Origin of the sequence: Mesorhizobium sp. BH1-1-4 (genome assembly GCF_020165665.1) — a bacterium.
In the GTDB taxonomy this organism is placed as follows: Bacteria; Pseudomonadota; Alphaproteobacteria; order Rhizobiales; family Rhizobiaceae; genus Mesorhizobium.
Genome location: NZ_JAIUIN010000004.1, coordinates 391339 through 410248 on the forward strand (window position 1 = coordinate 391339; position 18910 = coordinate 410248).

Below are 18910 nucleotides of genomic sequence, written 5' to 3' on the forward strand. Positions count from 1 at the left end.
AATGTTCGAGCTTCAGAAAGTCGAGAAGAAATTCCCCGGCGTACATGCGCTGAAAGGCATCGACTTTTCCATCAAGCGCGGCGAGATCGTCGGGCTGGTCGGCGAGAACGGCGCTGGCAAGTCGACGTTGATGAAAGTCATCTACGGTGCCTATCAGCATGATGGCGGGCAGGTACTCGTCGACGGACGGGCGGTGCGCTTCCACAACCCGCGCCAAGCCATGGATATGGGCGTCGGCATGGTGTTCCAGGAGCAGTCGCTCATCCCGAACCTGACCGTCATGGAAAACATCTTCCTCGGATTCGAGCAACAGTTCGTGCGCTTCGGCGTCGTCAACTGGAAGAAGATGGTGACCGCGGCGCGTCGGCAGCTCGACAAGGTCAAGCTTTCGATCGATCCCGCGATGGTCACTTCGAAACTATCCTTCGCGCAGCGCCAGCTGGTCGAACTCGCCAAGGTGCTGACACTGGAAGAGCGTGTTCAGGGTGATCTCGTCATCCTGCTCGACGAACCGACATCGGTGCTGGCCAAGGAGGAAATCGAACTCCTGTTCAGCCTTGTCAGGGACCTGCGCAAGCGCGCCTCCTTCATCTTCGTTTCACATAGGCTGGACGAGGTCATCGAGTTGTCCGACCGCATCTACGTGATGAAAGACGGTGCCGTGGTCGACGTCGTCGATGGCAAGGATGCCGACGTCGCGTCGATCCAGCACAAGATGGTTGGGCGCAACATCAGCAGGCAATACTACCGCGAGGAGAAGCAGAAGCCTTTCAATGCCGCAAAGCCCCTGCTCGAAGTCGACGGGATCAGTCTTGCGGGCCGCTACAAGGATATTTCGCTCAAGCTGCATGCCGGAGAGGTTCTCTGCCTGGTCGGTGTCGAGGGTTCGGGGCGCGAGGCGATCTTGCGCACGATCTTCGGCCTGCAGAAGCCGCATCTCGGCCACGTCACGCTCAAGGGTCAGCGCGTCGAGAATTTCAGCGCCGCGCACGGGGTCGAGTGCGGTATCGGCTACGTGCCGCGTGAGCGCAAGGTGGAAGGCATGGTCGGCGGCATGAGCGTCTACGAGAACATAACGCTGTCACAGATGCGCAAATATTCGAATGCAGGCGTGTTGGAGATCGGCAGGGAAAAGGAGCTGGCCCGCGACTGGATCAAGCGGCTTTCTATCAAGGCGTCCTCGGAGAATGTCGATTGCGCCAATCTCTCCGGCGGCAACCAGCAGAAAGTTGTGCTCGCCAAATGGCGAAGCGGCGGCTCCGACATCATCCTCTTGGACCATCCGACGCGCGGGCTAGACATCGGTGCCAAGGAAGACGTCTACGACATGGTGCGTGCCATGTGCGGCGATGGCGTCGGCATCATCCTGGTCGCCGATACGCTCGAGGAGGCAATCGGGCTCAGCCACACCATCGCCGTCATCAGGGATGGTGAGATCCGCAAATGGTACGACTGTCCGCCGGGCGGAAAGCCGTCTCTCTACGATCTCATCCACTACATGACATGACCCAGGAGCGCGCAATGTCATTTGGTCGGCTAAAGCGGCACTTTCCGTGGATCACGCTGGTGGTGCTGGTGCTCATCGTCGGCACCGTCCACCCGAGTTTCCTGCGGCCGCAAAACCTGATCGAGCTCGCCGGAGACATCGTGCCGCTGTTCATCATGGCGCTTGGCATGACGCTCGTCATCTACATCGGCGGGATCGATCTCTCGGCCCAGTCGGTGGCCAACATGACCACCGTGCTTGCGACCATATCGCTGCCGTTGTTCGGCCTGTTCAGCGGCCTGCTCGTCATCCTGGCAGGGCTGGTGTTCGGCGCGCTTTCCGGCTTCGTGACAACGCGGCTCAAAGTCCCGTCCTTCATTGCCACGCTTGCGGTGGGGGGCCTGGCGCTGTCAGTCGGGCAATATGCTTCCAGCCAGCGCGCTCTCTACATGGACGCTGGCCAACGCGACCGTGCCTTCGGATGGATGGTCGGCAGCGGATGGACCGGCGTGCCGCATGAACTGATCCTGGCCCTCGTTCTGGTCGTGCTTGCTTGGTTCCTGCAGAACCGCACCACGACAGGGCGCGCGCTGAAGGCGATCGGCGCCGGCGAGCCTGCCGCGGTCGCTTCCGGTCTCAAGGTCGAGCGCTACAAGATCCTGGCTTTTGCCTTCTCCGGCATGCTCGCCGCAATTGCCGGGCTGCTCTTCTCCGTCAAGCTCTCCGGCGGTTCGCCCACGCTTGCCGAAGGCTTTCTGCTGCCGGCGATCGTCGCCGTCCTGGTCGGGGGCACGCCACTGACCGGCGGGGTCGGGGGTGTGTTAAACACCTTGGTCGGTGTGCTGATCGTGGCAGTCGTACGCGCCAGCATGCTGTATTTCGGCGTGCCGGCGACAAGCCAGCAGATCGTCTTCGGCATCGTGCTGATCGCCGCGATCGCGTTGACGATCGACCGTTCCAAGATGCGTATCGTGAAGTAGGCCCGGCCATGGAAACGATGAGGGCGGCGGTCCTGGTTGCGCCACGACACTTCGAACTGAGGGAATTGCCTGTCCCGACCTGTGGTCCCGACGAGGTCCTCATCAGTGTCGACCGCTGCGGGATCTGCGGCACAGACATCCATATGTTCAACGGCCATTATGCCATTGAGCGGCTGCCGATCATCCCCGGCCACGAATTCACCGGCACAATCAGCCGGATAGGCGAGAGGGCAGGCCCATTCGTCCTCGGTCAGCGCGTGGTGGCCGACATCAATATCGGCTGCGGCGCATGCTACTACTGCCGCAGGAATGAGGTGCTCAACTGTGCCGAGGTCCGCCAGGTCGGCATCTCGCGCGATGGTGCGTTCGCTGAGTATGTCTCCATTCCAGGCAGGCTGGTCATTCCGGCACCCGACGATGCGCCGCCGCCCATGCTGGCGTTGACCGAGCCGGTCGCCTGCGTCGTGCGCGCCGCGCGGAAGGCGGACGTGCGCTTTGGCCAGTCCGTTGTCGTTCTCGGCGCCGGACCGATAGGCAATCTTCACATCCAGATGATGCGGCTGGTCGGGGCAGCGCCCATCATCGTGGTCGAACTTTCCGCGGAGCGTGCACGGCTCGCCGTGCAGGCAGGCGCCGATGCGGTTGTGAGCGACCCTTCTCAAGTCAAGGAGACCGTGCTTGCCATGACCGGCGGACGCGGCGCCGACATCGTCATCGAAAGCGTCGGCCTGCCGCAGCTCTACGCCCAGGCCTTCGAGCTGATCCGGCCCGGTGGCCACGTTGCCGCCTTCGGCATCACCGGTCCTGGCGACAGAATTCCACTTGCGCTGCTCGACACCGTGCTCAAGGAAAATTCGATCAAGGGATCGGTCGCAGGCATGGGCGAGGACATGCACGACGCCCTGACCTTGCTGCTGCACGGCCGTTTCGATGTCGCGCCCTTCGTGAGCACCACTTATGAACTCGCCGCCATCCAGGAGGCGTTCGAGACACTGAAGGACCGGCCGGGCGTTCTCAAGACGCAGATCGCCATCTGACCAGGTCCGGAATCCAGCGAGCCTCAGGAGAAGACTTATGGACCATCAACCTGCCAATGTTCTGCTGCCGACCAGCCCAAGGACCTTCGGTTTCTTTATTGATGGCAAAGTCGTTGACGCAGGGTCGCGCCCTTATTTCGAGCGGCAGAGTCCAGGGCACGGCGTTGCGGTCACCCGCATCCCGAAATGCACCAGGGACGATCTCGACATGGCTGTCGCCGCAGCGCGCCGGGCCTTCGAGGACGGGCGTTGGTCGCGTATTCCCTCGGTCGAACGGGCGAGCGTGCTGCTGCGAGCCGCGCAGATCATCCGCCGGCGCGCCGAGGAGATCGCCCTTTGGGAAACGCTGGAGAACGGCAAACCGATCAGCCAGGCTCGCGCTGAGGTCGAAGGTTGCGCGGGGATCTTTGAATACGCGGCGGGCGCTGCCCGTACACTGCATGGCGATGCCTTCAACAATCTGGGCGAGCGCCTGTTCGGGCTCGTCACGCGCGAACCTATCGGGGTTGTCGGTCTCATCACGCCTTGGAACTTCCCTTTCCTCATCTTGTGCGAGCGCGTGCCGTTCATTCTCGCCGCCGGCTGCACGATCGTCGCCAAGCCGTCCGAAGTAACCTCGGCAACCACGCTGATCCTTGCCGAAGTGCTGGCGGAAGCCGGCCTGCCGGCAGGCTGCTACAATGTGGTCACCGGATCGGGCAGCACAATCGGCCAGGCGCTGACGGAGCATATGGACATCGACATGCTGTCCTTCACCGGCTCAACGTCCGTGGGCCGGCGGTGCGTTCAGGCGGCCACCGGAAACTTCAAGAAGCTTGGCCTGGAACTCGGCGGCAAGAATCCGCAAATCGTCTTTGCCGATGCCGATCTCGAGGACGCCGCTGATGGGGTCGCCTTCGGTATCGGTTTCAACACCGGTCAGTGCTGCGTCAGCGGCAGCCGGCTGATCGTCGAGCGTTCGGTGGCGCGCGCGTTCGAAGAGATGGTCGCGGCGAAGTTCGCAAAGGTGAAGGTCGGCGACCCGCTTGATCCAGAAACCCAGATCGGCGCCATCACCACGACGGCGCAAAACGACACGATCATGTCCTATATCGCGAAGGGCAGGGCGGAGGGCGCAAGGCTGGTCTGCGGTGGCGACCAGCTCGACTTCGGCCGTGGCCACTACATTGCACCAACCCTGTTCGGCGACGTGACCGGCGACATGGCAATCGCGCGCGACGAGATCTTCGGGCCGGTGCTCGCCATCATGCCGTTCGATACGGTCGAGGAGGCGATCGCCATCGCCAACGACACCGTCTATGGGCTGGCGGCCAGCGTGTGGAGCAAGAACATAGACAAGGCGCTGACGGTAGCTCGACGCGTGCGCGCCGGACGCTTCTGGATCAACACCACGCTTGCAGGCGGTCCGGAACTGCCGTTGGGCGGTTTCAAGCAGTCAGGCTGGGGGCGCGAAGCCGGGATATATGGTGTGGAGGAATACACCCAGATCAAGTCCGTCCATATAGAACTTGGGAAACGTGAGCCTTGGGTGTCGTGACAAGCGAGCGCGGATACGACTTCGTCATCGTTGGCGGCGGCTCGGCGGGCTGCGTGCTGGCCGCGCGTCTGTCGGAAAACCCAGATGCGCGCGTGCTCCTGCTCGAAGCCGGCGGCCGTGACACCAACCCTTACATTCATATGCCGGTCGGCTTTGCCAAGATGACCTCTGGCCCTTTGACCTGGGGGTTGAAGACCGCGCCGCAAAAGCATGCCAACCAGCGCGAGATTCCCTATGCCCAGGCCAAGGTGATCGGCGGGGGATCATCCATCAACGCCGAGGTTTATACACGCGGCCATCCGGCCGACTATAACCGCTGGGCGCATGACCAAGGGGCGGAGGCCTGGTCATTCGCCGACGTGCAGCCCTATTTCCTGCGTTCGGAAGGCAACACAGCGTTTTCGGGGGCGATGCACGGCATCGACGGTCCGCTCGGCGTTTCCAACATTCCGGACCCACAGCCAACGACCCGGGCATTCGTGCAGGCGTGCCAGGAATTCGGCATGCCCTACAATCCCGATTTCAACGGCGCGGCCCAGGAAGGCGCCGGCATCTACCAGACGACCACCAGGAACGCGCGCCGCTGTTCGGCGGCGGTCGGCTATCTCAAGCCAGCCGAAAGCCGTCCCAATTTGACCGTCGAGACCGGATGCCTGGTCGACCGTATCCTGTTCGAAGGCGTTCGGGCGACCGGGGTGGCCTACCGCCGTGGTGGCGAGAGGCGCATAGCGCGCGCAGACAGCGAGGTGCTGGTCACGGCTGGCGCGATCGGCTCGCCAAAGATCATGATGCTGTCGGGCATTGGGGCGGCGGGGCATCTCAAGCAGCACGGCATCGCCGTGGTCCATGACCTGCCTGGTGTGGGTGAGAACCTCACCGATCACTATGGCGTGGACATCGTCGCGGAACTGAAGGGCCCGACCAGTCTCGACAAGTACAACAAGCTTCATTGGATGGTTTGGGCCGGCCTTCAGTACATGCTGTTCAAGAGCGGGCCGGTGACGTCAAACGTCGTCGAGGGCGGCGCGTTCTGGCATAGCGACCGATCTTGCGCCATTCCTGACCTGCAGTTTCATTTCCTGGCCGGTGCCGGCGCCGAGGACGGCGTTCCGAGCGTGCCGTCAGGCTCCGGCATCACGCTCAATTCCTATACGCTGCGGCCGAAAAGCCGCGGCACTGTGCGGCTCCGTTCGTCCGATCCCGCCGACAAGCCCATCGTGGATCCGAACTTTCTTGCCGATCCCGACGATCTGAGGATTGCGGCGGAAGGTGTGCGCGTCAGCCGCGAGATTTTTCGGCAGCCTTCGCTGCAAAAATACATCAAGCACCTGCATCTGCCGGGCGACGACGTCAGGACGCAGAGGGACTATGAGGACTACGCGCGCCGCTATGGCCGCACATCGTACCATCCGACATGCACCTGCAGGATGGGCGTCGACGCCATGGCGGTGGTGGACCCGAAACTGCGGGTGCGGGGGCTGGAAAACATCCGCATCTGCGATTCGTCGGTCATGCCCAGCCTGGTCGGATCAAACACCAATGCCGCGACAATCATGATTGGCGAAAGGGCAGCCGATTTCATCCGCGGCAACAGGTAAGTTGAATCTCCACAAGTCTGTGACGACCGTTCCGGTCATCACTTTTCGGCCGAAGCAGCGAAACGCTCTGGCTGTCCTCGCACGTGGCGCACGACATCCAGAATAAGCCAGACGCCTTCAGTCCCAATCAGGCGCCCACGGAACCAGGTCGGAACCGATGATGCGCTTGTTGGTATGGGTGAGTGCGTCGATGCGCGCCATGTCGACGCTGGAAAGCGTGAAATCCATGATGTCGAAATTCGCGCGGATGTTCTCCGGCTTGGTCGACATGGTGTTCACCGAAACGCCTTTCTGCAAGATCCACCGCAGCACCACCTGGCCGGCGGATTTGTCATAGGCTTTGCCGATCTCAGTGAACTGCGGATATTTGAACACCTCACCACGGGCAACGGAGGTGAAGGACGACAGCGGAATGCCGGTCTCGTTTGCCGCCCCCAGCAGAATATCCTGATTGAGAAGTGGATGAAACTCGACCTGGTTGGTAACGATCGGACCCTCAAGGATATTGCGTGCGTCGCGCATCATTGTGGCGGTAAAATTCGACAAGCCGATGTGCCGTGCCAGGCCTTTGTTCCGCGCGCTCTGGAGCAGCCTCAGGGGCGAAGCGATGTCACCATCAAGCGGTGGCCAATGGAGGAGCAGCGCATCGACATAGTCTAGTCGCAGATCCTTGAGGCTCTTTTCGACCGAGGTCAGGAAGAGCGCTTCAGCGTAGTTGTCGGGATGGACCTTTGTGGTGATACACAGGTCCTGGCGTGGCAGGTCGGTCTGGGCGAGCGCTTCTCCGACCTCGCTTTCATTGCCGTACATCTGGGCTGTGTCAAACGCCCGGTAGCCAACGTCAAGCGCCACGGCGATTGCGGCCATGCAGGCATCGTGGCGCAACGGGAACGTGCCGAATGCCCTCTGGTGGGTCTTCTGGAAAAACATGTTCACGATCTTGCCTCCAGCACCATCGGTTGCCGTTAGTAAATAACTGAATGGTTACTTATATCAATTTGCGCCCCATTGGCAAGATCGCCGGCGGTCAATTGCGAAGGGTTTCGGCGGCGCTCCGCACCGCTGCCGCAGATCGATCTTGACCAAGCGCGGCGATATGATAATAACTAAATAGTTACTTGTTTAATCGGGGCGGGCGGTTCATGTCCAAGATAACCAGCGCGGCAACGGCAGTGAGCGCGATCAACGATGGCGCTATCGTCGCCGTCAATTCGTCGAGCGGGTTGTGCTGTCCCGATTTCGTCCTGAAAGCGCTTGGCGAGCGCTACCGTGAAGAACGTCATCCAGCCCGGCTGACCATGGTGCACCCGATTGCAGCCGGCGACATGTTTGGCACCAAGGGCATCGACCATCTGGCCCAGGACGGCATGATCGACACCATCATCGGTGGATCCTATCCCTCGGGACCATCCTCGGCCGAGCCCCCGCTGATCTGGCAGATGCTCGGCGATGACCGTATCGCCGCCTACAACGTTCCAAGCGGCATCATGTTCGATATCCTGCGTGAAGCGGCCGGCCATCGCCCGGGCGTGATCACCAAGGTCGGCCTTGAAACATTCGTCGATCCCGACCTGGATGGCTGCGCCATGAATGCACGCGCACGGGCCCGGCCAATCGTGCGCAAGATCGAGTTCGAAGGCGATGAATGGCTGTATTTCCCGTCGATCAAGCCCGATGTGGCGATCATCCGGGCAACTACCGCCGACGAACGCGGCAACCTGACATTCGAGCACGAGGGCGCTTATCTCGGCGCGATGGAGCTTGCCCTTGCTGCGCACAATTGCGGCGGGCTGGTGATCGCCCAGGTCAAGCACGTTGCTCAGGCCGGTACCTTGCGCCCGCATGACGTGCGGGTGCCGGGTGTTCTGGTCGACATGATCGTCGAGGATCCCGAGCAGCTGCAGACCACCGCGACGTCCTACGACCCGGCCATCTCAGGCGAATTGTTCAGGCCGCTCGATACCTTCCGGCTGCCTGCATTTGATGCGGCAAAGACGATAGCGCGGCGGGTTGCGATGGAATTGCAACGGGGATGGGTCGTCAACATCGGCTTTGGCATTTCGGCCAACGTGCCACGGATCTTTCTCGAGGAAGGCCGGCATGGCGACGTGACCTGGGTGATCGAGCAGGGCGCGGTCGGCGGTATTCCGCTGCTCGATTTCAAGTTTGGCTGCTCGGCAAACGCCGAAGCGTTCGTCGCCTCGCCGCACCAGTTCACCTATTTTCAGGCGGCGGGCTTCGATGCGTCCTTGCTTTCCTTCCTCCAGATCGGTGCCGACGGATCGGTCAATGTCTCGAAACTATCGGCCCGGCCACACGTCACCGCCGGCGCCGGCGGCTTCGTGGACATCACCGCGCGTGCAAGGAAGATCGTCTTTTCCGGCTATTTCAACGCCGGGGCAAAGCTCTCGGTCAGCAATGGAAAGCTCTCCATCGACAAGGAGGGCAAGGTGGCCAAGCTGGTGCCCTCGGTGGAGCAAGTGTCCTTTTCGGGCAAACGTGCGACGGCGCAAGGACAGGACGTCGCCTATGTCACCGAGCGCTGCGTGCTTCGGCTCATCGATGGCAAGGTCACGGTGGCCGAGGTCGCGCCAGGGATTGATCTGAACCGGGACATCCTTGACCAGGCAGCGTTTCCGCTGGCGGTCGCCGACACCATTCGTCCAATGTCAGCGCATCTTTTCACGCCCGACCGGATGGACGGCCATTTTCGCCTTGCCGCGGCTGCCGAATGATGCCGGAAAGCCGGATCGGCCTTGAGATCGAAGGCCACGTCGCGCTCGTGACGCTCGACCGTGCCGACAAGCGAAACGCGCTGGATGCGGGGATGGTCGACGGACTAGCGACAGCCTGCAGGACCCTGGAGCACGAAGACGCGATCAGGGTCGTGATCCTGACCGGCGCGGGGGACAGAGCCTTTTGCGCCGGCGGCGACATTCGGGCCTGGAGCGGCATGGCGCCGGATGATTTCGGTCGGTTCTGGTTGCGTCAAGGACATGATGCCTTCGCGGCCATTGCCAGGCTCAGGCAGCCGGTGATTGCTGTCCTCAACGGGGATACTTTTGGCGGTGGGCTGGAGCTGGCCGCATGCGCAGACCTCCGGATCGCCGAGTCTCATGCCAAGATCGCGCTGCCGGAAACAGGGCTCGGCATCATTCCGGGTTGGTCGGGCACACAACGCGCATCCCGCCGTTTCGGCGCGCAACTGGTACGGCGCATGGCGCTGTTCGGCGAGGCTTTCGATGCGGACGCCGCACTTCGCCTCGGCATTGTCGATCATGTCGCCGAGAGCGGCACGGGAATGGCCAGGGCGCGGCAGATTGCCGGGCAGGTCTGTGCTCGCGCGCCACTCGCCACCGAACTGACCAAGATGCTGCTCAACGCGGCGGAAGGTGAAGAAACGGAGCGCGTCCTGGAGGCGATGGCCGGCATTGCCGCGGCGCGATCGGAAGAGCTCCAGGAAGGGCTGGCTGCCTTCCGCGAAAAACGATCTGCGCGCTTTTGAAGGCGGTCAACCTGCCCGCCTGAAAAGGTATGGCGCAGACTAAACATGATGACCGGGAGGAGGAGGGGAGATGATCCGCCATTTCGTACTGCTGCGGTTTCGTGCCGATGTAAGCGCCGAAACCAAGTCCGGGCTCTATGAGGAATTGGCTCGTTTGCGCGATCATCTGCCGGGTATTGTCGACTTTCAGTGCGGATCGAATGTCAGCGTGGAAACCGAGCTGATCCGTGGCAACCACGACGCATTCTGGGTCGACTTCGCAGATGAGAATGCGCGCGATGAATATCTTCGCGACCACAAGCATCAGGCGGTTGGTGCACGAATCGTGGCTCACACCATAGGCGGCATTGACGGCGTCACGGTTGTCGATCTTCAATTCTAGGCATTCAGCCGTTGAACCGACGGACCCGCTCGATACGGCCTATCGACAGACCATCAGCTTGTTTTCTCCGGACTGGACCGTTTCTCCGCGCTGGTTCGTGACGAGGAAACGCAGCGTGAGTATCCCCCGCGCCGCATTGCGGGTCTCCCGCTTGTTCTCAATCCCGACGCGTACGCGGATCTCATCATCGGCCAGGACAGGCGCCACGAAAGTCCAGTCCCAGCCCAGCGAAGCGATTGCCCGCAACCCGGCCTGTGCCCGGTTCTTCAGTCCGTCCACCAGTGACAGGACCAGCAATCCATGGGCGACGCGGGCCGGGAAGCCGTGGCGTTCCGCGCCGGCCGCGCTCATATGGATTTCGAAACGGTCGCCGGTCAGTTCGGCGAAGGCGTCGATCATCTGCTCCGTGATGGTGACGGCCCCGGTCTCGTACCAATCGCCGATGGCCACGACACCATAAGACAGGCTTTTTGCCGTCAGCTTGCGGCCCGTGCCGGCCGCAGCCGTCATGCCGGCACCGGGGCATCCTCCCGAATCAGCTTCTTGTGTTTCAGATCCGCCCAGAACGCGGCCGGGATCGGATGGCTGAACCAGGCCAGGTTCTGGGACAACTGCTCCACCGTCCGCGTACCGGCGCAGAAAGACGGTATGGCGGGATGGGCCACGACAAATTGCAGCGCGGCCGCGGGGAGGGGCACATCGTGGTCGCGGCAGACGGTCTCGATCCTCGCGACCTTGGCCATGATCGCCGCGGGCGCGGCTGCGTAATTGTATTTGGCGCCATCGACCGCCCCAGTCGCCAGAATGCCGGAGTTGAAGCCGCCGCCGACGACGACCGCGACATTGCGCTCTTGGCAAAGCGGCAGGAATTCGTTGAGCGCGTCCTGCTCCAGGAGTGTGTATCGCCCCGCCAGCAGGAAGCAGTCGAAGTCGCGTTGCTTGAGCGCTTCGAGGCAAACCTCCCATTCGTTGACGCCGACACCGATCGCCTTGACCAGACCTTCGGAGCGCAGTTTTTCCAGCGCGCGCCAGCAACCGTCCATTGCTTGCCTGAAGATTTCGGGCTGGGCGTCGCCCTGCGTGAACCGATCGATGTCATGGATGAACAGCATGTCGATGTGCTCCAGCCCCAGGCGCTGAAGCGAATCCTCGAACGAGCGCATCGTCCCATCATAGCTGTAGTCGAAGGTCATCTCGTTGGCCGCCGCATTGGTCCACGGCGAAAAGTCAATCTCGGATCGCTTCTTGGCCTTCAGCACGCGTCCGACCTTCGACGCGAGCACGAAATCCGAACGGTCCTTCCAACGCAGGGAATGGCCCACGCGCAGTTCCGAAAGTCCGTGACCATACATGGGGGCGGTATCGTAGAATCGGACGCCCGCGTTCCAAGCATGCTGAACCATCAAATCGGCTGTCGTGTCATCGATCTCCCTGAGAAAGTTCCCGATCGGCGCGGTGCCGAAGGCAAATGCCGTGACGTCGAGATCGACCCGGCCGAATCTGCGCCTGCTGGAAGGCTTCATCCAATTCGCTCCCTTTAGTAACCATCTGGTTATTTTTATCGCAACTTGTCGCGCTGGGCAAGCAGCAGTTGCGCAGGTCTATCGAACGCCACGAGTTTCCGCGCTTGACGGGAGAGCTGCATCCACGTTAGGAGTAACTAGATAGTTACAAGTGATGGATGCGATGCTGATCACAGACACCCAGCGCCAGGTGCGGGACATGGCCCGCCAGTTTGCCGACGAGGTCATCAGGCCTGCCGCCGAGGCTCTTGATCGTGACGAGCGTTTCCCGGTGGAAATCTACGAGCAGATGGGCGCGCTTGGCCTGTTCGGCGTCGGCGTTCCCGAGGAGATGGGCGGTCCCGGCTTCGATACGCTCACCTATGCGCTGGTGATGGAGGAGTTGTCGCGGGGCTATGCCTCGGTCGCGGACCAGTGCGGACTGGTCGAACTGATCAGCACGCTGCTGGTGCGCCACGGCACGCCGTCGCAGCGCGATCAATGGCTGGGGTCGGTCATGCGTGCCGAAACCAAGGTCGCCTACTGCATCACCGAGCCGGAAGCCGGCACTGACGTTTCCGGCATCCGCACCACCGCAACGCGTGACGGAAGCGGCTGGCGGCTGAACGGGGGAAAGATCTGGATCCACAACGCGCCGGTCGCCGATGTCGGGTTCGTGCTTGCCCGTACCGACAAGGAGGCTGGGCACCGCGGCATGAGCATCTTCATCGTCGACCTGCATGCCAAGGGCATCGAGCGTGGTCCAAAGGAGCACAAGATGGGCCAGCGCGCCAGCCAGGTCGGCGCGCTCAATTTCGCCGATGTCATGCTCGACGAGCAGGCCCTGCTCGGCGAGGAAGGCAAAGGCTTTCACATGATGATGAGCGTGCTCGACAAGGGGCGGGTCGGCATCGCTTCGCTTGCGGTTGGCATCGGGCAGGCCGGATTGGAAGCAGCCGTCGACTATGCCCAGCAGCGCAGGCAATTCGGCAAGGCCATCGTCGAGTTTCAAGGCGTCCAGTGGCTCTTGGCAGACATGGCCAAGGACATCGAGGCTGCGCGTCTTCTGGTACAAAGCGCTGCCGCCAAGATCGACGCCGGCGAAAATGCCACCAAGGCCTGCTCTATCGCCAAGTGCTTTGCCGGCGATATGGCAGTCGCGCGCACCGCGGATGCGGTACAGGTCTTCGGTGGCTCCGGCTATATCCGTGGCTTCGAAGTCGAGCGGCTCTATCGCGACGCCAAGATCACGCAGATCTATGAGGGCACCAACCAGATCCAGCGCATGATCATCGCGCGTGAACTGCTCAAGCACGGGGCACGCGGATGAGTGCCTCACCACGCCACGCGGTCCTGATCACCGGTTCAAGCCGCGGCATTGGCCTCGCCGCTGCGCTCGAACTGGCCGAAATCGGATTCGCCGTCGCGCTGAATGGCCCGGCTGACGATGACGAATTGCGCGAGGCCGAGGCTACGGTCGCCGAGACCGGCGTTCCGGTGGTGCGGGTGGCTGGCGACGTCGGCGATCTGTCGTCGCACGATGCGCTGCTTGACCAGGCTGAGGCGGCGATCGGTCCGCTGTCGACGTTGATCAACAATGCCGGCGTGTCGGTGATGGATCGCGGCGATCTGCTCGACGTTACCGAAGCAAGTTATGACCGCTGCCAAACTGTGAACGCCAAGGCGCAGTTTTTCCTTGGCCAGCGCTGGGCTCGGCGGCTGCTGACGCGTCAGCGCGACGACGGCCGCTTCTACAGCCTGATCAACGTGTCTTCCTCCAATGCCTCCGCGGTGGCTGAGTCGCGCGCCGAATACTGCGTCTCGAAAGCCGCCTCCGCGATGATCAGCAAGGTGTTCGCCGTGCGGCTCGGACGTGAAAACATTGCGGTCTACGACGTCCAGCCCGGTCTCATCGAGACGGCGATGACGAGACAGGTCACGCAAACCTATCAGCGGCGGATCGATGAGGAAGGCCTGACCTTGATCCGCAGGCTAGGGCAGCCCCGGGATGTCGGCCGCATCATGGCGAGCCTGGCGTCAGGTGCGCTGCCTTATACGACCGGCCACGTCATCTCGGCCGATGCCGGCATGCTGGTGGCGCGCTTCTGAAGCGGGCTTGCAAGACCATGTGAGACAGGAGACGACCCGATGATGATCAGTCTTCCCGATGCCAATGGCGCATTTTCCGACTATCGCATGAGTGGTAGGGCCGTTCCGGTGGCGAGGCTCTCCGGGCGTGCCGCACGCGTCGTCTTTTCGGCCGCCCATGTCGTTGCCGACCCGTTCACGGACAATGATCCGATGGGGCCGGCCACGGTGGATTGGGACGCCACCATGGCATTCCGGCGCTACCTCTTGGACATGGGACTAGGTATCGCCGAAGCGATGGACACGGCACAGCGCGGCATGGGACTCGACTGGCCTGGCGCGCTTGAGCTGATCCGGCGCACCAGCCAGGAACTTCCCGGAGCGCTGGTGTTCAACGGTTGCGGCACAGATCATCTGCATCCCGCGGCCACGCGCTCGCTTGACGACGTGCGGCGCGCCTATTTCGAACAGGTCGAGGCCATACAGGCGCTTGATGGGCGATTGATCCTGATGGCGAGCCGTGCGTTGGCGGCGGTTGCCTCGTCCCCGGACGACTATGTGTCGGTTTACCGCGACGTGCTTGGCCGCTGTGACAGGCCGGTGATCCTGCACTGGCTCGGCGATATGTTCGATCCGGCACTTGCGGGCTACTGGGGGACACACAACTTCGAGCAGGCGATGGAAACGGTGCTCGCCATCATCGCCGAGAACGAAAGCAAGGTGGACGGCATCAAGATCTCGCTGCTCGACAAGCACAAGGAGATCCAGATGCGGCGCCGGCTGCCGGCTGGCGTCAAAATGTATACGGGTGACGATTTCAACTATCCCGAACTGATCGCCGGCGACGAGCACGGCTTTTCGCATGCGCTGCTCGGCATTTTCGACCCGCTGGCGCCGGCGGCTGCTCACGCGGTGGCAAGGTTGGGCGAGGGCGACGTCAAGGCGTTCCGCGCTACGCTGGACCCAACCGTGCCGCTGGCGCGGCTGGTCTTCCGGGCGCCGACGCAACACTACAAGACGGGTGTGGTTTTTCTCGCCTGGCTGAACGGTTTCCAGGATCATTTCGTCATGCTGGGCGGCGCCCAGGCGAAACGCCCGTTGCCCTATTTCGTCGAAGCCTTCAAGCTCGCCGATGGCTGCGGGCTGCTGCGCGATCCCGACATGGCGCTCAACCGCATGCGCCGGTTGCTGGCACTCTACGGCGCCTGAAGCAGGCCAGATGCGCGTTTTTTCGAACGATCATTCGGCGTTGGCCCTCAACACCGCGACGCTTGGCCACAATGTCGAGGGGCAGGGAGCTGGCTGGCCGGCCGAGCGGGTCATCGATGCCTGTGCAGAGCGGGGTTTCGGCGGCATCGTCTTCTGGCGCCGCGAGATTGGCAGGCGGGGTGTCGAGATCGGTGGTCGTGCCCGCGCCGCCGGGCTGGCCGTGGCGGGCCTCTGCCGCGCGCCGTTCCTGGTCGGCCCACTGGCGCTGCCGACGAGATCCGCGATCATGGATGATTTCCGGGCCGCCATCGATATGGCGGCGGAACTTGGAGCTCCGGTCCTGACGATCGTGACCGGGGGGGTTGAGCCTGGCACGCGGGGCGTCTCCGAAAGCCTGAGGCGTGTCGCCGATCGTGTCGCCGAGGCGGCTCCCTATGCGGCCACGCACAATGTGAAACTGGCGCTCGAGCCTCTGCACCCCGTCTATGGCGGTGACCGCTCGTGCCTGGTGACCATGCGCGACGCCATCGATCTGTGCGATGCCATCGGGCACACCAATGTCGGCGTGGCCGTCGATGTCTATCATGTTTGGTGGGACACTACGCTTGGCGTCGAACTGGGGCGTGCAGGCGCGGGACGCATCCTTGGCTACCACCTTTGCGACTGGTTGGCCGAGACGCACGACGTTCTGGTCGATCGCGGCATGATGGGCGAGGGCGTTGCCGACCTGAAGGCGATTCGGGCTGCAGTCGAGACGGCGGGCTACCAGGGTTTGTGCGAAGTGGAAATTTTTTCCGCCGGGAACTGGTGGAAGCGCGATCCGGCCGATGTCCTCGATACCTGCGTCGAGCGCTTTCGAACGGTTTGCTGAAAGCAGATGCTGGGAGTTGCAGCGATGAAGATCCTTGTGCCCGTGAAGCGGGTTGTGGATGCGAACGTCAAGGTTCGCGTCAAGGCCGATGGTTCGGCGGTTGAACTCGCCAACGTCAAGATGGCGATGAACCCGTTCGACGAGATCGCGGTGGAAGAGGCGCTGCGGCTGAAGGAAGCCGGCAAGGCCGAAGAGATCATCGTCGTTTCGATCGGCCCGCAGCAGGCGCAGGAAACGCTCCGCACCGCACTCGCCATGGGCGCCGACCGCGCCATCCTGGTCAAGACCGACGAGCAGACCGAGCCACTCGGCGTCGCCAAGGTGCTGAAAGGCGTCGTCGATGCCGAACAGCCCGGCCTCGTCATCCTCGGCAAGCAGGCGATCGATGACGACTCGAACCAGACCGGCCAGATGCTGGCCGCCCTGCTCGGCTGGGCGCAGGGCACTTTCGCTTCGAAGGTCGTGCTCGACGGCGACAAGGCCAAGGTGACGCGCGAAGTCGATGGCGGCCTGCAGACGGTGGAACTGAAGATGCCGGCGATCATCACCGCCGACCTTCGCCTCAACCAGCCGCGCTACGCCTCGCTTCCCAACATCATGAAGGCGAAGAAGAAGCCGCTCGACGAAAAGAGCCCGGCTGACTACGGCGCCGACGTCAAGCCGCGCCTGAAGGTGCTCAAGACCGAGGAACCGAGCGGCCGCAAGGCAGGCGTCAAGGTCAAGAGCGTCGCCGAACTGGTCGACAAGCTGAAGAACGAAGCCGGCGTGTTGTAAGGCTGGGAAGGGATAAAAACATGACCATTCTCCTCATCGCGGAACACGACAATGCCAGCCTTTCCGACCAGACCGCCAAGGCGCTCTCGGCGGCGCTGCAGATCGGTTCGGACGTGCATGTGCTGGTTGCCGGCAAGGGCGCCAAGGGCGCTGCCGATGCCGCCGCCAAGTTGAAGGGCGTCAGCAAGGTGCTGCTCGCCGAGGCCGATGAACTGGCCGAGCGTCTCGCCGAACCGACGGCGGCGCTCGTTGTTTCGCTGGCCGGCGCCTACGACACCATCATTGCGCCGGCGACCTCGTCGGGCAAGAACGTCGCGCCCCGCGTCGCAGCGCTCCTCGACGTCGCGCAGGTGTCGGAAATCATCGAGGTGGTTTCGCCTGATACCTTCAAGCGGCCGATCTATGCCGGCAACGCCATCCAGACGGTGCAGTCAAGCGACGCCAAGAAGGTGATCACCGTGCGCACCGCATCTTTCCAGGCGGCACCCGAAGGCGGGGCGGCCGCCGTCGAGACGGTCACGGCAGCGGCCAACCCAGGCCTGTCCACCTTCGTCGAGAACAAGCTGTCGGAGACCGACCGTCCGGAGCTGACCTCGGCCAAGATCATCATTTCGGGCGGCCGCGCGCTGGGCTCCTCGGAAAAGTTCCAGGAGGTCATCCTGCCGGTCGCCGACAAGCTCGGTGCCGCCGTCGGCGCCTCGCGCGCTGCTGTTGATGCTGGCTACGCCCCGAACGACTGGCAGGTCGGCCAGACCGGCAAGGTCGTCGCCCCCGACCTTTACATTGCGGTGGGCATTTCCGGCGCCATCCAGCACCTTGCCGGCATGAAGGATTCGAAAGTTATCGTCGCCATCAACAAGGACGAAGAGGCGCCGATCTTCCAGGTTGCCGATTACGGCCTGGTCGGCGACCTGTTCGTCATCCTGCCGGAGCTGCAAAAGGCGCTATGAGTTTGCGGCGGCCCCGGCCCAACCTTCGCGGCGCGAATGTGGATGGTCACTCGGCGCTCGATGCCCGGCACCTGGAGGTGCGTTGCTTGGGGGCTGTGTGTCTGCGACCCGTGCAGCATGCCGTCATACTCGACGCCACGCGCGGAGTGGTCGAGAGGCCGCCGACCTGGGTGCCAGCAAGCCGGCGTTCGCCCCGGCATCCCCGATATGGAACGGAACGACGGTACCACGCTTCGACGAAGCGGCACCCGCTATAGTGCGTTGTCGGTTGACAACCAGGTGTCGCTATGAAATAACTAATTAGTTACAACGAGCTGCCTCAGATAGCTTAATTTAATAAGCATGGCAGACGAAGGGGAGCAGCGATGATCAAGGTTCACGGCGTCCAGCATATCGGCCTGACAGTGCCCGACATGGAAGAGGCGGTGCGCTTCTTCCAAACGATGTTTGGTGCGGTGACCGTGATGGAGTGCGGCAGTGTCGACGTCGATGAAGCCTTCATGGCCCGCCGGTTGGGCGTGCCCGCTGGTCGCCGCATCAAGGACCAACGGGTAATTCGCTGCGGGAATGGCGGCAACCTTGAACTCTTCGAATATAGCGGCGAAGCCGAACCCGGCAAAATCAAGCACAACAGCGAGGTAGGCGCATTTCATCTTGCTCTTGCCGTCGACGACGCAGTCGCTGCGGCAGATCGCTTGCGCGCGGCAGGTGTCGACGTCCTGGAGGGGCCGACACTGATTTTATCGGGTCCGATGGAGGGTCTGACATGGGTTTATCTGCGGGCGCCTTGGGGCCAATTTCTTGAACTGGTAAGCACGACCGGCCCACTGGGGTACGAGCAGGGCGGCGGTCCGAAAATGTGGTCTCCGATTGGCGAATAGCTGAAGGCCAGAAACCGGGCCGTCTCTTTCGATGCTGGCGCATGGGAGCCTGATTTCGCTCGGCGCTCGATCGCATCATCAAGATTTTTCTGCAACGCAAGCCAATGGAG

General features: G+C 62.5%; 18 protein-coding genes. 15 read left to right on the plus strand and 3 right to left on the minus strand.

Going from position 1 to position 18910, the window contains the following annotated elements; all coding sequences use genetic code 11:
• The first annotated feature begins 1 nt into the window (after position 1).
• Genes LB569_RS10730 through LB569_RS10750 form a run of 5 tightly spaced genes read left to right on the plus strand, consistent with a single transcriptional unit; the run spans position 2 to position 6638 of the window.
• Positions 2-1507, plus strand: a complete 1506-nt coding sequence (locus LB569_RS10730) for a sugar ABC transporter ATP-binding protein (protein WP_224692210.1) — start codon at positions 2-4, stop codon at positions 1505-1507.
• Positions 1508-1521: 14 nt separating this feature from the next.
• The gene (locus LB569_RS10735) at positions 1522-2466 is read left to right on the plus strand and encodes an ABC transporter permease (protein ID WP_224692211.1); all 945 of its coding nucleotides are present in this window, start codon (positions 1522-1524) and stop codon (positions 2464-2466) included.
• 17 nt (positions 2467-2483) lie between these two features.
• Positions 2484-3503: a zinc-dependent alcohol dehydrogenase gene (locus LB569_RS10740; protein WP_224692212.1), complete on the plus strand. Its 1020-nt coding sequence runs from the start codon at positions 2484-2486 to the stop codon at positions 3501-3503.
• 37 nt (positions 3504-3540) lie between these two features.
• Entirely contained in the window at positions 3541-5040 is a 1500-nt protein-coding gene (locus LB569_RS10745; protein ID WP_224692213.1) for an aldehyde dehydrogenase family protein, read from the plus strand.
• Positions 5037-6638: a GMC family oxidoreductase gene (locus LB569_RS10750; RefSeq protein ID WP_411970211.1), complete on the plus strand. Its 1602-nt coding sequence runs from the start codon at positions 5037-5039 to the stop codon at positions 6636-6638. The genes LB569_RS10745 and LB569_RS10750 overlap by 4 nt, the downstream gene beginning before the upstream one ends.
• Before the next feature lie 117 nt (positions 6639-6755).
• Here LB569_RS10750 and LB569_RS10755 read toward each other — a convergent pair whose 3' ends face one another.
• Positions 6756-7505, minus strand: coding sequence for an aldo/keto reductase (locus LB569_RS10755; protein WP_263494404.1), 750 nt, complete (start codon positions 7503-7505; stop codon positions 6756-6758).
• Positions 7506-7780: 275 nt separating this feature from the next.
• Between LB569_RS10755 and LB569_RS10760 the strand changes: the two genes are divergently transcribed.
• The 3 genes from LB569_RS10760 to LB569_RS10770 all read left to right on the plus strand — a co-directional run bounded on the left by LB569_RS10760 (position 7781) and on the right by LB569_RS10770 (position 10525).
• Positions 7781-9373, plus strand: a complete 1593-nt coding sequence (locus LB569_RS10760) for an acyl CoA:acetate/3-ketoacid CoA transferase (protein WP_224692215.1) — start codon at positions 7781-7783, stop codon at positions 9371-9373.
• On the plus strand, positions 9373-10143 hold the full coding sequence (locus LB569_RS10765; RefSeq protein ID WP_224692312.1) for an enoyl-CoA hydratase/isomerase family protein: 771 nt from the start codon (positions 9373-9375) through the stop codon (positions 10141-10143). Before LB569_RS10760 ends, LB569_RS10765 begins: the two co-directional genes overlap by 1 nt.
• Positions 10144-10213: 70 nt before the next feature.
• Positions 10214-10525: a Dabb family protein gene (locus LB569_RS10770; RefSeq protein ID WP_224692216.1), complete on the plus strand. Its 312-nt coding sequence runs from the start codon at positions 10214-10216 to the stop codon at positions 10523-10525.
• Positions 10526-10564: 39 nt separating this feature from the next.
• On the opposite strand, the gene LB569_RS10775 is transcribed toward LB569_RS10770, so the two are convergent.
• Together LB569_RS10775 and LB569_RS10780 are read right to left on the minus strand one after the other, a co-directional pair.
• The gene (locus LB569_RS10775) at positions 10565-11035 is read right to left on the minus strand and encodes a MaoC family dehydratase (protein ID WP_224692217.1); all 471 of its coding nucleotides are present in this window, start codon (positions 11033-11035) and stop codon (positions 10565-10567) included.
• Positions 11032-12048, minus strand: a complete 1017-nt coding sequence (locus LB569_RS10780) for an aldo/keto reductase (protein ID WP_224692218.1) — start codon at positions 12046-12048, stop codon at positions 11032-11034. Before LB569_RS10780 ends, LB569_RS10775 begins: the two co-directional genes overlap by 4 nt.
• A gap of 163 nt (positions 12049-12211) precedes the next feature.
• Here LB569_RS10780 and LB569_RS10785 point away from each other — a divergent pair, with 163 nt between their 5' ends.
• The 7 genes from LB569_RS10785 to LB569_RS10815 all read left to right on the plus strand — a co-directional run bounded on the left by LB569_RS10785 (position 12212) and on the right by LB569_RS10815 (position 18800).
• Positions 12212-13357 (plus strand): acyl-CoA dehydrogenase family protein, encoded by a 1146-nt coding sequence (locus LB569_RS10785; protein ID WP_224692219.1) that lies wholly within the window; start codon positions 12212-12214, stop codon positions 13355-13357.
• Positions 13354-14136: a 3-ketoacyl-ACP reductase gene (locus LB569_RS10790; RefSeq protein WP_224692220.1), complete on the plus strand. Its 783-nt coding sequence runs from the start codon at positions 13354-13356 to the stop codon at positions 14134-14136. Before LB569_RS10785 ends, LB569_RS10790 begins: the two co-directional genes overlap by 4 nt.
• 39 nt (positions 14137-14175) lie before the next feature.
• Positions 14176-15324 (plus strand): dihydrodipicolinate synthase family protein, encoded by a 1149-nt coding sequence (locus LB569_RS10795; protein ID WP_224692221.1) that lies wholly within the window; start codon positions 14176-14178, stop codon positions 15322-15324.
• Between the two features lie 10 nt (positions 15325-15334).
• A complete protein-coding gene (locus tag LB569_RS10800; protein ID WP_224692222.1) occupies positions 15335-16195 on the plus strand; it encodes a sugar phosphate isomerase/epimerase family protein in 861 nt (286 codons plus the stop codon).
• 24 nt (positions 16196-16219) lie between these two features.
• Positions 16220-16969 carry an electron transfer flavoprotein subunit beta/FixA family protein gene (locus LB569_RS10805; protein ID WP_023671670.1) on the plus strand — a complete coding sequence of 250 codons (750 nt, stop codon included), beginning with the start codon at positions 16220-16222 and terminating at the stop codon, positions 16967-16969.
• Positions 16970-16989: 20 nt separating this feature from the next.
• Positions 16990-17919, plus strand: a complete 930-nt coding sequence (locus tag LB569_RS10810) for an electron transfer flavoprotein subunit alpha/FixB family protein (protein WP_224692223.1) — start codon at positions 16990-16992, stop codon at positions 17917-17919.
• A gap of 365 nt (positions 17920-18284) precedes the next feature.
• Positions 18285-18800, plus strand: coding sequence for a VOC family protein (locus LB569_RS10815; RefSeq protein ID WP_224692224.1), 516 nt, complete (start codon positions 18285-18287; stop codon positions 18798-18800).
• The last annotated feature ends 110 nt before the right edge of the window (positions 18801-18910 follow it).

Excerpts from the sequence above, each read along its gene's own strand:
- LB569_RS10730 (WP_224692210.1), top strand. The coding sequence starts at position 2 with ATGTTCGAGCTTCAGAAAGTCGAGAAGAAATTCCCCGGCGTACATGCG.
- LB569_RS10735 (WP_224692211.1), top strand. The coding sequence starts at position 1,522 with ATGTCATTTGGTCGGCTAAAGCGGCACTTTCCGTGGATCACGCTGGTG.
- LB569_RS10740 (WP_224692212.1), top strand. The coding sequence starts at position 2,484 with ATGAGGGCGGCGGTCCTGGTTGCGCCACGACACTTCGAACTGAGGGAA.
- LB569_RS10745 (WP_224692213.1), top strand. The coding sequence starts at position 3,541 with ATGGACCATCAACCTGCCAATGTTCTGCTGCCGACCAGCCCAAGGACC.
- LB569_RS10755 (WP_263494404.1), bottom strand. The coding sequence starts at position 7,505 with ATGGCCGCAATCGCCGTGGCGCTTGACGTTGGCTACCGGGCGTTTGAC.
- LB569_RS10760 (WP_224692215.1), top strand. The coding sequence starts at position 7,781 with ATGTCCAAGATAACCAGCGCGGCAACGGCAGTGAGCGCGATCAACGAT.
- LB569_RS10765 (WP_224692312.1), top strand. The coding sequence starts at position 9,373 with ATGCCGGAAAGCCGGATCGGCCTTGAGATCGAAGGCCACGTCGCGCTC.
- LB569_RS10770 (WP_224692216.1), top strand. The coding sequence starts at position 10,214 with ATGATCCGCCATTTCGTACTGCTGCGGTTTCGTGCCGATGTAAGCGCC.
- LB569_RS10775 (WP_224692217.1), bottom strand. The coding sequence starts at position 11,035 with ATGACGGCTGCGGCCGGCACGGGCCGCAAGCTGACGGCAAAAAGCCTG.
- LB569_RS10780 (WP_224692218.1), bottom strand. The coding sequence starts at position 12,048 with ATGAAGCCTTCCAGCAGGCGCAGATTCGGCCGGGTCGATCTCGACGTC.
- LB569_RS10785 (WP_224692219.1), top strand. The coding sequence starts at position 12,212 with ATGCTGATCACAGACACCCAGCGCCAGGTGCGGGACATGGCCCGCCAG.
- LB569_RS10790 (WP_224692220.1), top strand. The coding sequence starts at position 13,354 with ATGAGTGCCTCACCACGCCACGCGGTCCTGATCACCGGTTCAAGCCGC.
- LB569_RS10795 (WP_224692221.1), top strand. The coding sequence starts at position 14,176 with ATGATGATCAGTCTTCCCGATGCCAATGGCGCATTTTCCGACTATCGC.
- LB569_RS10800 (WP_224692222.1), top strand. The coding sequence starts at position 15,335 with ATGCGCGTTTTTTCGAACGATCATTCGGCGTTGGCCCTCAACACCGCG.
- LB569_RS10805 (WP_023671670.1), top strand. The coding sequence starts at position 16,220 with ATGAAGATCCTTGTGCCCGTGAAGCGGGTTGTGGATGCGAACGTCAAG.
- LB569_RS10810 (WP_224692223.1), top strand. The coding sequence starts at position 16,990 with ATGACCATTCTCCTCATCGCGGAACACGACAATGCCAGCCTTTCCGAC.
- LB569_RS10815 (WP_224692224.1), top strand. The coding sequence starts at position 18,285 with ATGATCAAGGTTCACGGCGTCCAGCATATCGGCCTGACAGTGCCCGAC.